This is a genomic window from Microbacterium gilvum, assembly GCF_039543865.1.
GTDB lineage: Bacteria > Actinomycetota > Actinomycetes > Actinomycetales > Microbacteriaceae > Microbacterium > Microbacterium gilvum.
In genome coordinates this window covers 1009493-1024577 of the sequence record NZ_BAABKO010000001.1, presented here as the reverse complement: position 1 = coordinate 1024577, position 15085 = coordinate 1009493, and the positions used below count along the sequence as shown (strand labels likewise).

Genomic DNA, 15085 nt, shown 5'->3' with positions numbered 1-15085 from the left:
GGTAAACGCTTTACGGACTCAGTGTGGCATAGCGCGATCGTTTGTCAGGCCAAACGATCGGAAGCGGACACCGTGTCGTCAGCGGGTCCGCTCGCGCAGCCAGTCGAGCTGCAGCCTGCGCTGGACGCCCGTGCCGCCCTCGTGGCCGTTGAACGGGTAGACCTCGATCGCCTTGTCGTCGCCGGCCCACGCGTTGAACGCCGCGAACACGGTCGACGGCGGGCACGTGGTGTCCATGAGCGCCGCGGAGAACAGGGCGGGCGCCGTCGCGCGCTTCGCGAGGAGCGCGCCGTCGAAGTACGAGAGCGTGCGGTACACCGTCTCCTCATCGCCTCGGTGGGACTGCAGGTACGCGCGCACCTCGTTGTACGGCGCGGTGTCGACGATCGTCGTGGCGCGCGGGAAGTCGACGAGGAACGGCACGTCGGGGAGAGCGCCCGCGACGTCGGACCCGAGCGCCGCCGCCGCGATCGTGAGCCCGCCGCCCTGGCTCACACCGGAGACGAAGACGGGCAGACCGGGGGCGAGCGCATGCGCCGCGTCGACGGCGAGGACGGCGTCGACGTAGGCGCGCCGGTAGTAGTACGACTCGCGGCTCTCGATGCCGCGCGTCAGCACCCCGAGCGCGTGGGACGACGAGCCGTGGGGATCGGGCGTGGCGCCCGGCGCACCGCTGATGTTCCACGACTGGCCGCGTGTGTCGACCACGAGGCGGGCGAAGCCCGCGAGCGGGTACGGCCCTGGCTCATGGGCGAAGCCGCGACCGCCGGAGTACCCGATCGACTCCACGACGACGCCGCGGAGCTCGCGTCCGGCGGGGACCTGCCACCAGGCGCTCACCGGATCGCCCGCGAAGCCCGCGAACGCGAGGTCGTGCACCTCGACGAGGTCGATGCCCGCGTCGACGCGCTCGAGACGCGGCTGCCATCCGGCTGCGCGCGACGCGGCGAGCGTCTCCTCCCAGAACGCGTCGAAGTCGTCCGGCTCGACGGCGGCGGAGCGGTAGGTGCGCAGCTGGTCGAGGGGCAGGTCGAAAAGCGCCATCGTCGGCGGTCCTCCAGGATCGGTGAGCGGGGTCGGCGGTCAGAGCCGATGGCGAGCCTAGCGGGCGGCGGCGGCCGACGCCGACCATCCCGACATACGGCGAGACGCCCGGCCCCCGAGAGGGCCGGGCGTCTCGCCGAGCGGTCAGAGCGCGTCGATCGCGGCGTTGAGCGTCGCGGACGGGCGCATGACGGCGGCCGTCTTCGCGGCGTCGGGGCGGTAGTAGCCGCCGATGTCGGCGGGCTTCCCCTGCACCGCGACGAGCTCGTCGACGATCGTCTGCTCGGCTGCCGTGAGCGTCTCGGCGAGCGGGGCGAACGCGGCGGCGAGCTCGGCGTCGGCGGTCTGCGCCGCGAGCTCCTTCGCCCAGTAGAGGGCGAGGTAGAAGTGCGACCCTCGGTTGTCGATCGTTCCGAGCTTGCGGCCGGGCGAGCGGTCCTCGTCGAGGAACGTGCCGGTGGCGGCGTCGAGCGTGTCGGCGAGCACCTGCGCCTTGCCGTTGCCGGTCGTCTGCGCCAGGTGCTCGAACGATGCCGCGAGGGCGAAGAACTCGCCGAGCGAGTCCCAGCGGAGGTAGTCCTCTTCGACGAGCTGCTGCACGTGCTTGGGCGCCGAGCCGCCCGCTCCCGTCTCGAACAGGCCGCCGCCGGCCATGAGGGGGACGATGGAGAGCATCTTGGCCGACGTGCCGACCTCGAGGATCGGGAACAGGTCGGTGTTGTAGTCGCGCAGCACGTTGCCGGTCACCGAGATGGTGTCGAGGCCTTGGCGGATGCGCTCGAGCGAGAACGTCGTCGCCTCGGCGGGGGCGAGGATGCGGATGTCGAGGCCCTCGGTGTCGTGCTCGGGGAGGTAGGCCTCGACCTTGGCGATGAGGTTCGCGTCGTGAGCGCGCGAGGCGTCGAGCCAGAACACGGCCGGCGTGTTCGACAGCCGGGCGCGCGTGACGGCGAGCTTCACCCAGTCGCGGATGGGCGCGTCCTTCGTCTGGCAGGCACGCCAGATGTCGCCCTGCTCGACCTCGTGCGAGAGGACGGCCTCGCCCGCACCGTTCACGACGCGCACGGTTCCGGCCTCGGCGATCTCGAACGTCTTGTCGTGCGAGCCGTACTCCTCGGCCTTCTGCGCCATGAGGCCGACGTTGGGGACGGTGCCCATCGTCGTCGGGTCGAGCGCGCCGTTCGCCTTGCAGTCGTCGATGACGGCCTGGTAGACGCCGGCATACGACGAGTCGGGGATGACGGCGAGCGTGTCCTTCTCGGCGCCGTCGGGGCCCCACATGTGCCCGCCGATGCGGATCATGGCGGGCATCGAGGCGTCGACGATGACGTCGCTCGGGACGTGCAGGTTCGTGATGCCCTTGTCGCTGTTGACCATCGCGAGCTCGGGGCCCTCGGCGAGGGCGGCGTCGAAGGCCGCCTTGATCTCGGCACCGTTCGGGAGCTTCTCGAGCCCCGCGAAGATCCCGCCGAGACCGTCGTTCGCCGAGAGGCCCGCGGCCGCGAGGTCGGCGCCGTAGCGCGCGAAGACGGGCGCGAAGTACGCCTTGACGACGTGGCCGAAGATGATCGGGTCGGAGACCTTCATCATGGTCGCCTTGAGGTGGGCGGAGAACAGCACACCCTCGGCCTTCGCGGTGCGGATGGCGTCGGCCAGGAAGGCGTCGAGCGCCTTCGCGCTGAGGAAGGTCGCGTCGACGACCTCGCCCGCGAGGACGGGGAGCTTCTCCTTGAGGACCGTCACCGTGCCATCCGTCGAGACGTGCTCGATGCGCAGGACGTCGTCGGACGGGGACACGAAGGACGTCTCGTTCGAGCGGAAGTCGTCGCGGCCCATCGTCGCGACAGACGTCTTCGAGTCGGCCGACCAGGCGCCCATGCGGTGCGGGTGGGCCTTCGCGTACGCCTTCACGGCTCCCGGCGCGCGCCGGTCGGAGTTGCCCTGGCGCAGGACGGGGTTGACGGCCGAGCCCTTGACCTTGTCGTAGCGGGCCGCGATGTCCTTCTCGTCCTCGGTCTTCGGGTCCTCGGGGAGGTCGGGCACGTCGTAGCCCTGCGCCTGGAGCTCGGCGATGGCGGCCTTCAGCTGCGGCACCGATGCCGAGATGTTGGGCAGCTTGATGATGTTGGCGCTCGGCTCGTCGGCGAGCTCGCCGAGCTCGGAGAGAGCGTCGCCGAGGCGCTGCGACTCGATGAGCCGCTCGGGGAACTGCGCGATGATGCGGCCCGCGAGCGAGATGTCGCGCGTCTCGAACTCCACACCGGCCTTGGACGCGAAGCCCGAGATGATCGGCAGCAGCGAGTACGTCGCGAGCAGCGGCGCCTCGTCGGTGTGGGTGTAGATGATCTTTGACATGGGTGAGGCGACTCCAGACGATGTGGCGCGATTCTGTCTCGACATCAAGATACCTGGTGGGCTCCGGCGAGGCGAAAGCGGGCGGCCTCAGCCCTGCAGCGCCTTCGCGATCCGCTGCAGCGACACCGCCTCGGCTGTGCCCAGCCGCTGCGCGAACAGGCTCACCCGCAGCTCCTCCAGGAGCCAGCGGGCGCGCACGAGTGTCGCCGGCGCATCCGCCGGCAGCGGGATGGTCCCCCCCGCCTCCGCGAACAGGGCGTGGGCGCGCTCGTACTCCGTCATCCACGCGCGGTCGCGGCCCGGGTTGTCGGGCAGCGCCTCCAGCCGGATCCGCGCTCCCTCGAGATAGCGCGGCAGCTGCGCCATCCGCTCCGTGCCGGTCGCCGACACGAACCCGCGGAACAGCAGGCCGTCGAGCTGCCCGCGCACGTCGTTCAGGGCGCCGAGCAGGGCCATCGACGTCGCCCCCTTCATCGCCCGCTCGACGTCGCGCGAGAGTGTGAGGATGCGCGCGACGAGCGACACCGCCGCGAACACGTCGTCGACCGATCCGCGCGAGACCTCGTCGCGCACCCGCTCGAAGGCCGCCCGATCGCGCACCGCCCCGGCGCGTGCGAGCACCGCGTCGGCCACGGCAGCGCGGCAGTCCTCGATGAGCGCCTTCGCCGACGGATACGGCGATGCCGCGAGCGCGAGCTTCTCCTTCGCCGTGAGGTGCTCCTGCACGTACGACGCGGGCGAGGCCACCTGCAGCAGCACGAGCCGGCGCAGCCCGGTGCGCGTGAGCCGTGCCGCGGCATCCGGCGTCGCCTCGAGGCGGATGGCCACGGTGGCGCCCTCGTCGATGAGGGCGGGGTATCCGCGCACGACGCCGCCGGCGACCTTCGTGTCGACGACCTCCGGAAGCGCCCCGATCGTCCAGTCCGTGAGGCCCGCGCGCTCGATCGACGCGGTGGCCGCGACGCCCGAGGCCTCCGCGGCGGACGCGGCCCTGCGGCCGCCCTTCGCGCCGGCGGCGGGGACCCTGTCGATCTCGCGCGCGACGCTGTCCCTGGCGCGATCGGCGAGGCTCCTCTGCAGCTCGTCCAGGTCGCGCGCCGATCCCGCGGCGCGACCACGGCCGTCCACCGCCCGGAACGACATCCGCAGGTGCGGGGGCACGCGCTCGAGGTCGAAGTCGGCCGGCGTCACGGGCTGGCTCGCGGCACGCTGCACGAGTCGCGCGAGAGCCTCCACGAGCGGGGTGTCGGGCAGCCCGCCGGCGTCTTCCGGCCCCCGCCCCTCGAGCTCCTCGGCGAAGCGCGCCGCCCAGTCGGCTGCCGGCACCACGTGGCGGCGGATGGCCTTGGGCAGCGCCTTGAGCAGCGCCGTGACGAGCTCGGCCCGGAAGCCCGGCACCTGCCAGTCGAACCCGTCCGGTCGCAGCGACGCGAGCAGGGGCAGCGGCACGACCACCGTGACGCCGTCGTCCGCAGCACCCGGTTCGAAGCGGTACGCAAGGTTGAGGGTCTGGTCGCCCTGCGTCCAGCGGGTGGGGAAGTCGCGCGCATCGGCGGTCGCCGCGCCGTCGACGAGGTCCTCCTCGCGCATCGTGAGCAGCTTCGGCGTGCGCTCGCGCGCCTGCCGCCACCATGCCTCGAACGATCGCACGTCGAACACGTCGGAGGGGATGCGGGCGGCGTAGAAGCCGTACACCGCCTCGTCGCCGGCGAGGATGTCGCGCCGACGCTCGCGGTCCTCGAGCCGCTCCAGCCGCCGCCGCAGCTCGGCGTTCTGCCGCAGGAACGCCGTCGTGGCGGCGGGGAGGGCCGACGGGTCCCACTCGCCCTCGACGAGCGCGTGCTGCAGGAACAGCTCGCGCGCCGCCGTCGGGTCGACCCTGGCGAACAGGATGCGCCGGCGTGCGACGATCTCGACGCCGAAGAGCGTGACCTTCTCGTAGGCGATCGCCGCGCCGGAGTCCTTCGACCAATGCGGCTCCGACACCTGCCGCTTCGCGAGGTCGCCCGCGAGCGCCTCGGCCCAGGCCGGGTCGATCGCCGCGGCCGTCCGGGCGAACAGGCGCGAGGTCTCCACGAGCTCCGCCGCCATGACGGCCTGCGGACGCCGCTTGCGGAGCACAGAACCCGGGAACATCGAGAACCGCACGCCGCGCGCGCCGCGGTACTCCGCTCCCCGTGTGCGCGGGTCCTTCTTCGCCTCCCGCTCGTCGAGCACGCCGATCTGCGAGAGCAGACCCGCGAGGATGGCCCGGTGCACGTCGGCGGGGTCCGCGGCCCCTGTGCGCGGCTCGTCCTTCGCTCCGAGCCCGCGCGTGAGCCCCTGCAGCTGCCGGTGCACGTCGAACCACTCCCGCACGCGCACGTAGTTGAGGAACTCGGCCCTGCACAGCCGCCGGAACGCGCTCGAGCCGAGCTCGCGCTGCTTCTCCTGCAGGTGGTCCCACAGTGCGAGCAGGGTGAGGAAGTCGCTCGTCGGGTCGGCGAATCGGGCGTGCGCCTGATCGGCCTGCTCCCGTTGCGACCCTCCCGCCTCGGCAGACGGCCGCTCGCGCACGTCCTGGATCGAGAGGCCGGCGACGATCGCGAGCACCTCGCGGCGCGTGCCGTTGCGGCCGGCCTCCACGAGCATCCGGGCGAACCGGGGGTCGATCGGCAGGCGTGCGATGTCACGGCCGATGCGCGTGAGGCGCGGCTCCTGGCCGGGGCGCGCGGGGTGAACGGCGCCGAGCTCGACGAGCAGGTCGAGTGCCGCGCGCACGCCGCGGGAGTCGGGCGGCGTGAGGAACGGGAACTCCGAGATGTCGCCGAACCCGAGCGAGAGCATCTGCAGGATGACCGATGCGAGGCTCGTGCGGAGGATCTCCGGCTCGGTGTAGGCGGGCCGCTTCGCGAAGTCGTCGTGCGCGTACAGGCGGATGGCGATGCCCGCGCTCGTTCGCCCCGCACGGCCCGAGCGCTGCTGCGCCGACGCCTGCGACACCGCCTCGATGGGCAGGCGCTGCACCTTGGCGCGATTGCTGTAGCGCGAGATGCGCGCCGTGCCCGTGTCGACGACGTACTTGATGCCGGGCACCGTGAGCGACGTCTCGGCGACGTTCGTGGCGAGGATGACGCGGCGCTTGAGGCCCGCGACCGTCGACCGCTCGAAGACGCGGTGCTGCTCGGCGGCGCTCAGCCGGCCGTACAGGGGCAGCACCTCGGTGGGCGCGCTCTGGCTGCGGAACGCGCCGCGCACGGCGTCGGCGGCATCGCGGATCTCGGCTTCGCCCGGAAGGAAGACGAGCACGTCGCCCGGTGCCTCGCGCTCCAGCTCGCGCAGCGCCTGCACGATGGCGGAGACGTCGTCCTCGACGTCGTAGGGCCGCTCGTCGACGGGGACATCCGGCAGGAGATCCGGCTCCCCGGGGTCATCCGCTTCCCGGATCTGCGCGGGGGCAGCCGCCGGGCCGCCCCGATTCTCCTGCATCGTGTCCGCCAGCAGCGGGCGGTACCGCACCTCGACGGGGAAGGTGCGCCCCGACACCTCGATGACGGGGGCCGGGGTGCCGTCTGGCGCGGCGAAGTGGCGGGCGAACGACTCGGGGTCGATCGTCGCCGACGTGATGATCACCTTGAGATCGGGCCGCTCGGGCAGGATGCGCGTGAGGTACCCGATGAGGAAGTCGACGTTGAGCGACCGCTCGTGCGCCTCGTCGACGATGATCGTGTCGTACCGCCGCAGCAGGCGGTCGCGATGGATCTCGTTGAGGAGGATGCCGTCGGTCATGAGCGCGATGCGCGTGGCGTCCGAGACCTGGTCGGTGAAGCGCACCTTGTAGCCGACGAGGCCGCCGAGCTCGACCTGCAGCTCCTCCGCGACGCGCTCCGCGATCGTCCGTGCGGCGAGGCGGCGCGGCTGCGTGTGGGCGATCGCCGTGCGCCCGAGCTCGAGGGCGATCTTCGGCAGCTGCGTCGTCTTGCCGGACCCGGTCGCACCCGCCACGATGACGACCTGATGGTCGCGGATGGCGGCGGCGATCTCGTCGCGCGCGGCGCTGACGGGGAGCTCTGCCGGGTAGGCGATGACGGGGGAGGACATAGCCTTCCAGTCTAGATGCGCGCTCGGCGCCCCCGCACGCGGCGACCCTAGGATCGGCGCATGGCGCGCGCCCTCACCTCCCTCGAGCAGCGGATCGACGCGTGGGCCCGCCGCCGCCTCGACGCGCTCGAGCCGGATGGCAGGCGGCGCCTGCTCGTCGAGCTCGCCGTCTTCGTCGCGAAGCAGGCGTGGGCATGCGTGTTCGGCGCGGCGATGCTCGTCGCGATCGTCGCGGCCCGCCTCTGGTATCCCGACGACGCGCCCGTCGCGCGCACCGACGCCCTCGTCGTCGCGGCCGTCGCCATCCAGGCGGCCATGCTCCTCGCGCGGCTGGAGTCGGGGCGCGAGCTGCGGGTGATCGTCCTCTTCCACGTCGTGGGCACCGTCATGGAGGTCTTCAAGACGGGCGTTGGCTCGTGGGCGTACGAGGACGGCGGGGTCCTCCGCATCGCGGGCGTCCCGCTCTACACGGGGTTCATGTACGCGGCCGTCGGCTCGTACATGGTGCGCGTCTTCCGGCTCTTCGAGCTGCGGTTCCGCCGCTACCCGCCGGTCTGGGCGACGGCCGTCGTGGCGGCGGGCATCTACGCGAACTTCTTCGCGCACCACTTCCTGCCCGATGCGCGCTGGATCCTCCTCGCGCTCGTCGTCGTGCTCTACGCGCGGTGCACGATGCACTTCCGCAACCACGCGGCACGCCCCTGGCGGCGGATGCCCGTGCTCGCGGCCTTCGCCGGCGTGGCGTTCTTCATCTGGATCGCCGAGAACATCGGCACGGCGGCGGGTGCGTGGATCTATCCCGACCAGGCCGACGGATGGCAGCCGGTCTCGCTCGCGAAGCTCGTGTCGTGGCTGCTGCTCATGATGATCTCGGTCGTGCTCGTCACGCTCGTGTACCGCCCGCGCGAACCCGACGACGCACTCACACCAGCCGGCGCAGCGCCTCGGCGGGGCTGACGTCCCACGCCGACGCGCGCGCCTTGAGCCGCGCGTACTCCTCGGGCGACAGCAGCACCTCGACGGGCACCATCTCGTCGTCGGCCTGCGGGAAGAGCGCGAGCTCGTCGTCCGACGCCCACAGCGCATCGTCCACCACGGGCGTCGCCCTCGCCGCGCCCGCCGTCGCGCTCGCCGCGGGCGCCGCCGCGGCAGGCGCCGTGCCGGGCAGCGGGGCGAACCCCGGCCCCCGCTGCGGCTCGTCGCCACGCTGGAACGCCTGCGCGGCGCCGTTCGCACGCGCGTCGGCCGCCTCGTTGAGCGGATGGCCGGCGTGGCCCTTGACCCACGTGAACCGCACGTCGCGCCCCGCCATCGCCTCGTCGATCGCCTGCATGATGTCGACGTTCATCACGGGCTTGCCATCGGCCTTGCGCCACCCCTTGCGCTTCCATCCGGGCATCCACTTCGTGACGGAGTCGATGACGTAGCGGCTGTCGCACGCGATCTCGAGCGCCTCGTCGGTCGGGGCGGTCGCGCGCAGCAGCTCGAGCACGGCCTGGAGCTCGCCCTGGTTGTTCGTGCCGTGGCGGGCTCCTCCCGCCGCCCAGCGGGTCTCGTCGATGTACCAGGCCCATCCCATGGGCCCCGGGTTGCCCAGGGCGGAGCCGTCTGCCGCGGCGGTGATCCTCATCCCGCCAGCGTACGGGGGACGCCCGACGCGACACGTGCGCGCCCCGTCGCGTAACCGCCGCGACTCACGGCGGGAGTAGCGTCGGGCGCGTGAAGCTCGCAGACGTCGATCCCTTCATCGGGACGCAGCCCACCCAGCTCCCCGCGCCGCACGGGATCGCCTCGACGTGGTGGTGGCCGAAGCCCCAGATCGGCAACACGCACCCCGGTGCGACGTTCCCGCTCGGCATGGTGTCGGCGTGCGCGTACTCGGGGGCCTATCCGACGGGCTACGGGGAGTACGACCTCTCGACGGAGGGCGTGCCGCCGCGCATGCGCGACCGACCCGTCGCGAGCGGGATCACCCACTTCCAGCAGTCCGGCACGGGCGCCATCCGCAAGTACTACAACTACGTGCGGGTGACGCCCATGCTCGGGTCGCTCGACGCGCTCGGCGAGCGGTGGGACATCTCCGACGAGGTGGCCTCTCCCGGGTACTACGCGTGCACGCTCGCGAACGGCATCCGCTGCGAGGTCACCGTCGGCCAGAAGAGCGCCGTGCACCGCTACACGTTCCCGAAGCACCGCGACGCGCGCCTCGTCGTCGATCTCTCGCTCGGAGGCCTCGACATCCCGTACGGCGCGACCATCCCGCTGCGCGCCCACCTCGAGTCGACGGGCCCCGGCGAGGCAGAGGGCGAGATCGTCGTGGAGGGCACGCCCCTCGCCCTGCACATGGAGACCGACGCGACGAGCTGGCGCCAGCTGCTGTGGTACGACCGCCGCCTCATGCCCGGCGGCAAGCGGCTCGACTTCGACGCCATCCGCCCCACGACGCTCCGATCGTTCGGCCTGATGTGGGCGGGCCCGACGACAGAGGGGCAGACGGTCGAGCTGAAGATCGGGTTCTCGCTGCGTGGCGTCGACCGTGCCGCCCGCAACCTCAAGGCCGACTGCCCCGACGGCGGGTGGTTCGACGACCGCCGCAGGGCGACCGAGCTCGTCTGGACGGAGCACCTCGGCCAGGTCCGGCTGACCGACCTGCCGGACGACCCGCGCGATCCGGGCGCCGACGCACGGCGCGCCGCGACCGCCGATCGGCGCATGGTGTTCGGCACGGCGCTCTACCACTCGCTCATCAAGCCGTCGCTCGCCATGAACGAGAGCCCGTTCTGGCCCTCCAAGGGCCCGTTCGTCTACGACCTCTGCACCATGTGGGACATCTACCGCACGCAGCTCCCCCTTCTCACGCTGCTGCGACCCGATCGCGCCGTCGAACTGGGCAACGCGCTCGTGACGATCTGCGAGGAGGAGGGGAACTTCCCCATCGGATACCGGATGGCCAAGGGCTCCGACCGCTTCTCCCGGCAGGCGAGCGCGCTCGCGCACACCTTCCTCGCCGACCTCTGCCAGGCCGGCTTCGAGGGGATCGACTGGGAGTGGGCGCTCGTGCACATGCTCTCCGACCTGCGCCGCACGTACGGCGAGGACTTCCTCACCCACGGCCGCGCGGACCCCATCACGCACACGCTCGACATCGCGTTCGGCTACTGGTGCACGGCGCAGGTCGCCGCCGTCGTCGGCGACAGCCGGGTGCGCGAGGAGTGCCTCGCGCTCGCGGGCCGGTGGCGGAACGCCTTCGACCTCGACACCGGGCTGCTGCGCGACTCGACCTTCTACGAGGGCACGAAGCACAACTACTCCTACCGCCTCACGCACGACATGGCGGGGCGCATCGCCCTCGCGGGCGGCGACGACGCGTTCACGGGCATGCTCGACCGCTTCTTCGGGTTCGGAGCGGCGCCCGTCACCCAGCCGGGCGTGCGCCCGGGCGATGTGGAGATGGAGGGGGGCTACGCGCTGGGCCGCTTCGAAGGGCTCAACAACGAGCCCGACATGGAGGCCCCGTGGGCGTACACGTACGCCGGCCGACCCGACCGCACCGCCGAGATCGTCCACGCCGGCCTCCACCAGATGTTCGGCACGGGGCCGGGCGGGCTCCCCGGCAACGACGACTCCGGCGGGCTGTCGTCGTGGGCCGTCTGGGCGTCGCTCGGGATGTTCCCGGTCGCCGGGCAGGACATCGTCCTCCTCAACGCCCCGGCATGGCCCGACGCCCGCATCGCGCTCGCGGGGGAGAAGGAGCTCCGCGTCGTCGCGAACGGCTTCCACGCGGTGGGGCGCGACACCGCGCCGCAGTACGTGCAGGGCGTGCGGTGGAACGGTGCGGCGCGCGATGCCGCATGGCTGTCGGGCGCCGCGCTGCGCGAGGGCGGCGTGCTCGAGGTCGACCTCGGCCCCGACCCGTCGGGCTGGGCGACCTCGCAGCGGCCTCCGTCGCACCCGCACGAGCCGGCGCCGAGCTCGCGCTCGCTCCGCTGAGCACCCGCCCTCGCCCCGCCCCCGCACCGGCGCCGCTGTGCCGCGCCCCGCCCCGGGCTGCCCCGGGCGCGCCGTGCCCTGCGTGATGCGGGGGCCACGGCGTCGACACATGCATCGCGTATGATCGCGCGCACCGCCGTCGGGGCCCCGACCCGACGGCCATCCCGCCCCCGAACAGGAGCCGCCCATGACCCGTCGCCTCGTCATCGTCGTCCGCGCCGATCCCGTCATCTGCGGCCACTCCGGCGAGGCGCGCAATCTCGCCGAGGCAGCGCTGACCCGCGGCTTCGACGAGGTGCGCATCGTGACGTGGCCCATCGAGCGGCTGCAGGCGGCGGGGCTCCCGCTCAAGCCGCTCGAGTCGGTGCTGCCCTACAGCGACGGCATCGTCGTGGAGCGCCCCGAGCCCGTGGGCGACTACAAGGTCGTCGACGGCCGGTACATCGGGGGACTCGTCGGCCGCCTGGTCGAGCTCTTCACCGACGGGACCCCCACGGTCGCGATGTCGCTCTACCTCAGCCCCCACACGACGGCGGTCACGGACGCGGTCGAGGTCGCCCGCCGGACCGGGCTCCCCGTCGACGTCGTCACGGTCGCCGAGGCCGTGGGGTCCGACGTGACGAACGTCGTGCGGCAGTGCGTCGAGCAGGGCCGCTTCGGGGCCGCGGCGCACGTGCTCGAGGGGTACCTCGCGAGCGACGTCTGCGTCGCCGTGTCGCAGTACACGAAGGACCTCATCGTGCAGGAGGCGCGCGTGCTCGACGCGCGCCACGGCACGACCTACGGCGACCGCTGCGCCGAGCGCATCGCGATCTCCTTCCCCGCCATCGACGCCTCGCTCTTCCTCGGCCTCGACGACGACGCCGTCGACCGCCACCTCGCCGCTCGCGGCCTCGCGCGCGACGGCTACGTGTTCTATCTCTCCCGACTCGCACGGGCGAAGGGCGTGGACGACCTCATCGCGGGCTTCGCCGCCTCGTCGGCGCCGGCGACGAAGACGCTCGTGATCGCCGGCCGCGGACCGGAGGAGCAGGAGCTGCGCGACCTCGCCGCCGCGTCGCCCGTGGCCGACCGCATCGTGTTCCTCACCGACGTCGACGACGCCGAGAAGCCGTTCCTCTTCGCGGGGGCGGCTGCCTACGTCCTCCCCACGAAGCCCCGCCCCGAGTTCGTGGAGACGTTCGGCATCGCGCTCGCCGAGAAGGCCCTCTCGGGAGGCGGGCCGGCGATCACCACCGTGACGGGAGGCGTCGGCGAGGCGGTCGGCGACACCGCGCTCATCGTGGACGTCGACGCGCCGTCGCAGATCGCGGCGGCGATCGACCGCGCGATCGGGATGGACGCGGGCGAGCGCGCCGAGTGGGAGGAGCGCGCCCGCGCGCACGCCCTGCAGTTCGATCGCGCGAACGTGTTCGACGCGCTGTTCGCCCGCGTCGACGCCGTTCAGGCGGCGCGCGTCTGACGAGTTCCCGTCGAACCGGTCCGGGAGCGGTCGTGCCTCAATAGGGTGGAGGCATGACCGTTCCCACCGTCACGCTCAACTCCGGATACGACATCCCCCAGCTCGGCTTCGGGGTCTTCCTCGTGCCGCCTGCCGAGGCCGAGAAGGCCGTCGCCGAGGCGCTCGAGGTCGGCTACCGGCACATCGACACCGCGGCCATCTACCGCAACGAGGAGGGCGTCGGCGCCGCGATCGCGAAGAGCGGCATCGCGCGCGACGAGCTCTTCATCACGACCAAGCTCTGGAACGACCGGCAGTCGGGCGAGCAGCCGCACGACGCCATCCGCGAGAGCCTCGACAAGCTCGGCCTCGAGCACGTCGACCTCTACCTCACGCACTGGCCGACGCCAGAGAAGGACACCTACTCGAACGCGTGGGCGAAGCTCGTCGAGATCCGCGACGCGGGCCTCGCGCGCTCGATCGGCGTCTCGAACCACCTGCCGGAGCACCTCGATCGCATCGTGGCCGACACGGGCGTCGTCCCCGCGGTCGACCAGATCGAGCTGCATCCCGCCCACCAGCAGCGCGACGTGCTCGCCTGGGCCGAGACCCACGGCACCCGCATCGAGTCGTGGGGCCCCCTGGGCCAGGGCAAGTACCCCCTCTTCGAGAACCCCGCCGTCGCCGACGCCGCTGCGGCGCACGGAGTGACGCCCGCGCAGGCCGTCATCCGCTGGCACCTGCAGAAGGGGTTCGTGGTCTTCCCGAAGTCCACGCGCAAGGAGCGCATGGCCGAGAACTTCGACGTGTTCGGCTTCGTGCTCACCGACGCCGAGGTGGCGGCCATCGACGCCCTCGACCCCCTCGACGGCTCGGGCCGCGTGGGAGCCCACCCGCTCGAGTTCAACTGACCCGACCGGCACGCCCCCGGGATCGCGCCGATCCCGGGGGCTACCCTTGTTCGCGCCCGTCGACGACCGCAGGAGGTGCACCGTGACGAAGGCGCCCACCGTCTACGACGTCGCCGAGCGCGCCGGCGTGTCGATCGCGACCGTGTCGCGCGTGCTGCGCACTCCCGACGCCGTGCGCCCCGCGACCCGCGACCGCGTGCTCGATGCCGTGACCGATCTCGGGTACGTGCCGAGCGGCAGCGCGCGCGGGCTCGCCGAGCGCCGCACGGGCGTGCTGGGGCTGTACTTCCCCGGCTTCGACGCCGTGGAGGGCATCCCGCCGCTCGACGTCCTCGCCGACGGCCAGGCGGGTCCGTACACGGTCGTGCGCGAGGACGGGCCGCGCGACGACGGCCGCGCCTCGATGCTGTTCCAGGACGAGGTGCTGCGCGGGGCCGAGCTGGAGGCGTGGCGGCGGGGCTTCGTGCTCATGGTGGGCGTCGGCCGGGGCGATCCCGCGACGGCGACCGTGCGCGACATGGCGGGTCGCGTCGACGGGCTCGTCGTGCTCGCGGGGAGCGTTGCCGATCCCATGCTCGAGCGGCTCGCCGAGCGCGTTCCGGTCGTCGTGCTCGCAGGGCCCCGGCACGGCGACCGCCACGACCACGTCACGGTGAGCAACACCGAGGGGATGGCCGCGCTCACGCGCCACGTGCTCGCACGCACGGGAGGTCGCGCCCCTGTGTACCTCGCCGGCCCCGACGACTCGCCCGACGGCGCGCAGCGCTGGGAGGGCTTCTGCGCGGCGCTCGCCGACGCGGGATGCCCGCTCGACGACGTCGTCGTGCGCCACGGCGATTTCACGCGGTCGTCGGGGCGCCGGGTGGGGGAGCGGCTCATCGCCGAGGGTCTCCCCGCCGCGCTCATGTCCTCGAACGACCAGATGGCCCTCGGCGTGCTCGACGCGCTGCACGCTGCGGGCGTCGACGTCCCGGGGGATCTCGTCGTGACGGGCTTCGACGGCATCGACGCGGGGGCGCTGTCGACGCCGTCGCTCACGACCGTCCGCCAGCCCATGCGCGAGCTCGGCCGCGCGGCCATCCAGGTGCTCGCGCGGCGTCTCGATGCTCCCGGTGCCGCGCCGATGTCGGTGCGGCTGCCTGTCGAGGTCGTGCTGCGCGGCAGCGCCTGACCGCCGGACGGGAACGCGCGCTCGCCGGTCAAGCCCTTGCAATCCGCGAATGTATGCGCTTACACTCGTGCAGCGGCGACATCGCCGCGGGCC

At 72.6% G+C, this 15085-nt stretch carries 9 protein-coding genes; 5 read left to right on the top strand and 4 right to left on the bottom strand.

Annotated features, from left to right (window positions below):
• Nucleotides 1–78: 78 nt before the first annotated feature.
• From ABD998_RS05110 to hrpA, 3 genes are all read right to left on the bottom strand, one after another.
• A complete protein-coding gene (locus ABD998_RS05110; RefSeq protein WP_345436581.1) occupies nucleotides 79–1044 on the bottom strand; it encodes an acetylxylan esterase in 966 nt (321 codons plus the stop codon).
• 144 nt (nucleotides 1045–1188) lie between these two features.
• A complete protein-coding gene (locus ABD998_RS05105) occupies nucleotides 1189–3399 on the bottom strand; it encodes an NADP-dependent isocitrate dehydrogenase (protein WP_345436579.1) in 2211 nt (736 codons plus the stop codon).
• Nucleotides 3400–3486: 87 nt separating this feature from the next.
• Nucleotides 3487–7479 carry an ATP-dependent RNA helicase HrpA gene (hrpA, locus tag ABD998_RS05100; protein WP_345436576.1) on the bottom strand — a complete coding sequence of 1331 codons (3993 nt, stop codon included), beginning with the start codon at nucleotides 7477–7479 and terminating at the stop codon, nucleotides 3487–3489.
• A 60-nt stretch (nucleotides 7480–7539) separates the two neighbouring features.
• On the opposite strand from hrpA, the gene ABD998_RS05095 reads away from it, so the two are divergent.
• Nucleotides 7540–8436, top strand: a complete 897-nt coding sequence (locus tag ABD998_RS05095) for a DUF817 domain-containing protein (protein ID WP_345436574.1) — start codon at nucleotides 7540–7542, stop codon at nucleotides 8434–8436.
• Here the strand turns inward: ABD998_RS05095 and ABD998_RS05090 are convergent.
• Entirely contained in the window at nucleotides 8402–9109 is a 708-nt protein-coding gene (locus ABD998_RS05090) for a ribonuclease H family protein (RefSeq protein ID WP_345436572.1), read from the bottom strand. The two genes, ABD998_RS05095 and ABD998_RS05090, sit on opposite strands and share 35 nt — an antisense overlap.
• A gap of 89 nt (nucleotides 9110–9198) precedes the next feature.
• On the opposite strand from ABD998_RS05090, the gene ABD998_RS05085 reads away from it, so the two are divergent.
• From ABD998_RS05085 to ABD998_RS05070, 4 genes are all read left to right on the top strand, one after another.
• Nucleotides 9199–11469: a glycoside hydrolase domain-containing protein gene (locus ABD998_RS05085; protein WP_345436570.1), complete on the top strand. Its 2271-nt coding sequence runs from the start codon at nucleotides 9199–9201 to the stop codon at nucleotides 11467–11469.
• 187 nt (nucleotides 11470–11656) lie between these two features.
• The gene (locus ABD998_RS05080) at nucleotides 11657–12931 is read left to right on the top strand and encodes a glycosyltransferase (protein WP_345436568.1); all 1275 of its coding nucleotides are present in this window, start codon (nucleotides 11657–11659) and stop codon (nucleotides 12929–12931) included.
• A 53-nt stretch (nucleotides 12932–12984) separates the two neighbouring features.
• A complete protein-coding gene (locus ABD998_RS05075) occupies nucleotides 12985–13821 on the top strand; it encodes an aldo/keto reductase (protein ID WP_345436566.1) in 837 nt (278 codons plus the stop codon).
• Nucleotides 13822–13903: 82 nt separating this feature from the next.
• Nucleotides 13904–14992 (top strand): LacI family DNA-binding transcriptional regulator, encoded by a 1089-nt coding sequence (locus tag ABD998_RS05070; RefSeq protein ID WP_345436564.1) that lies wholly within the window; start codon nucleotides 13904–13906, stop codon nucleotides 14990–14992.
• Nucleotides 14993–15085: the final 93 nt, after the last annotated feature.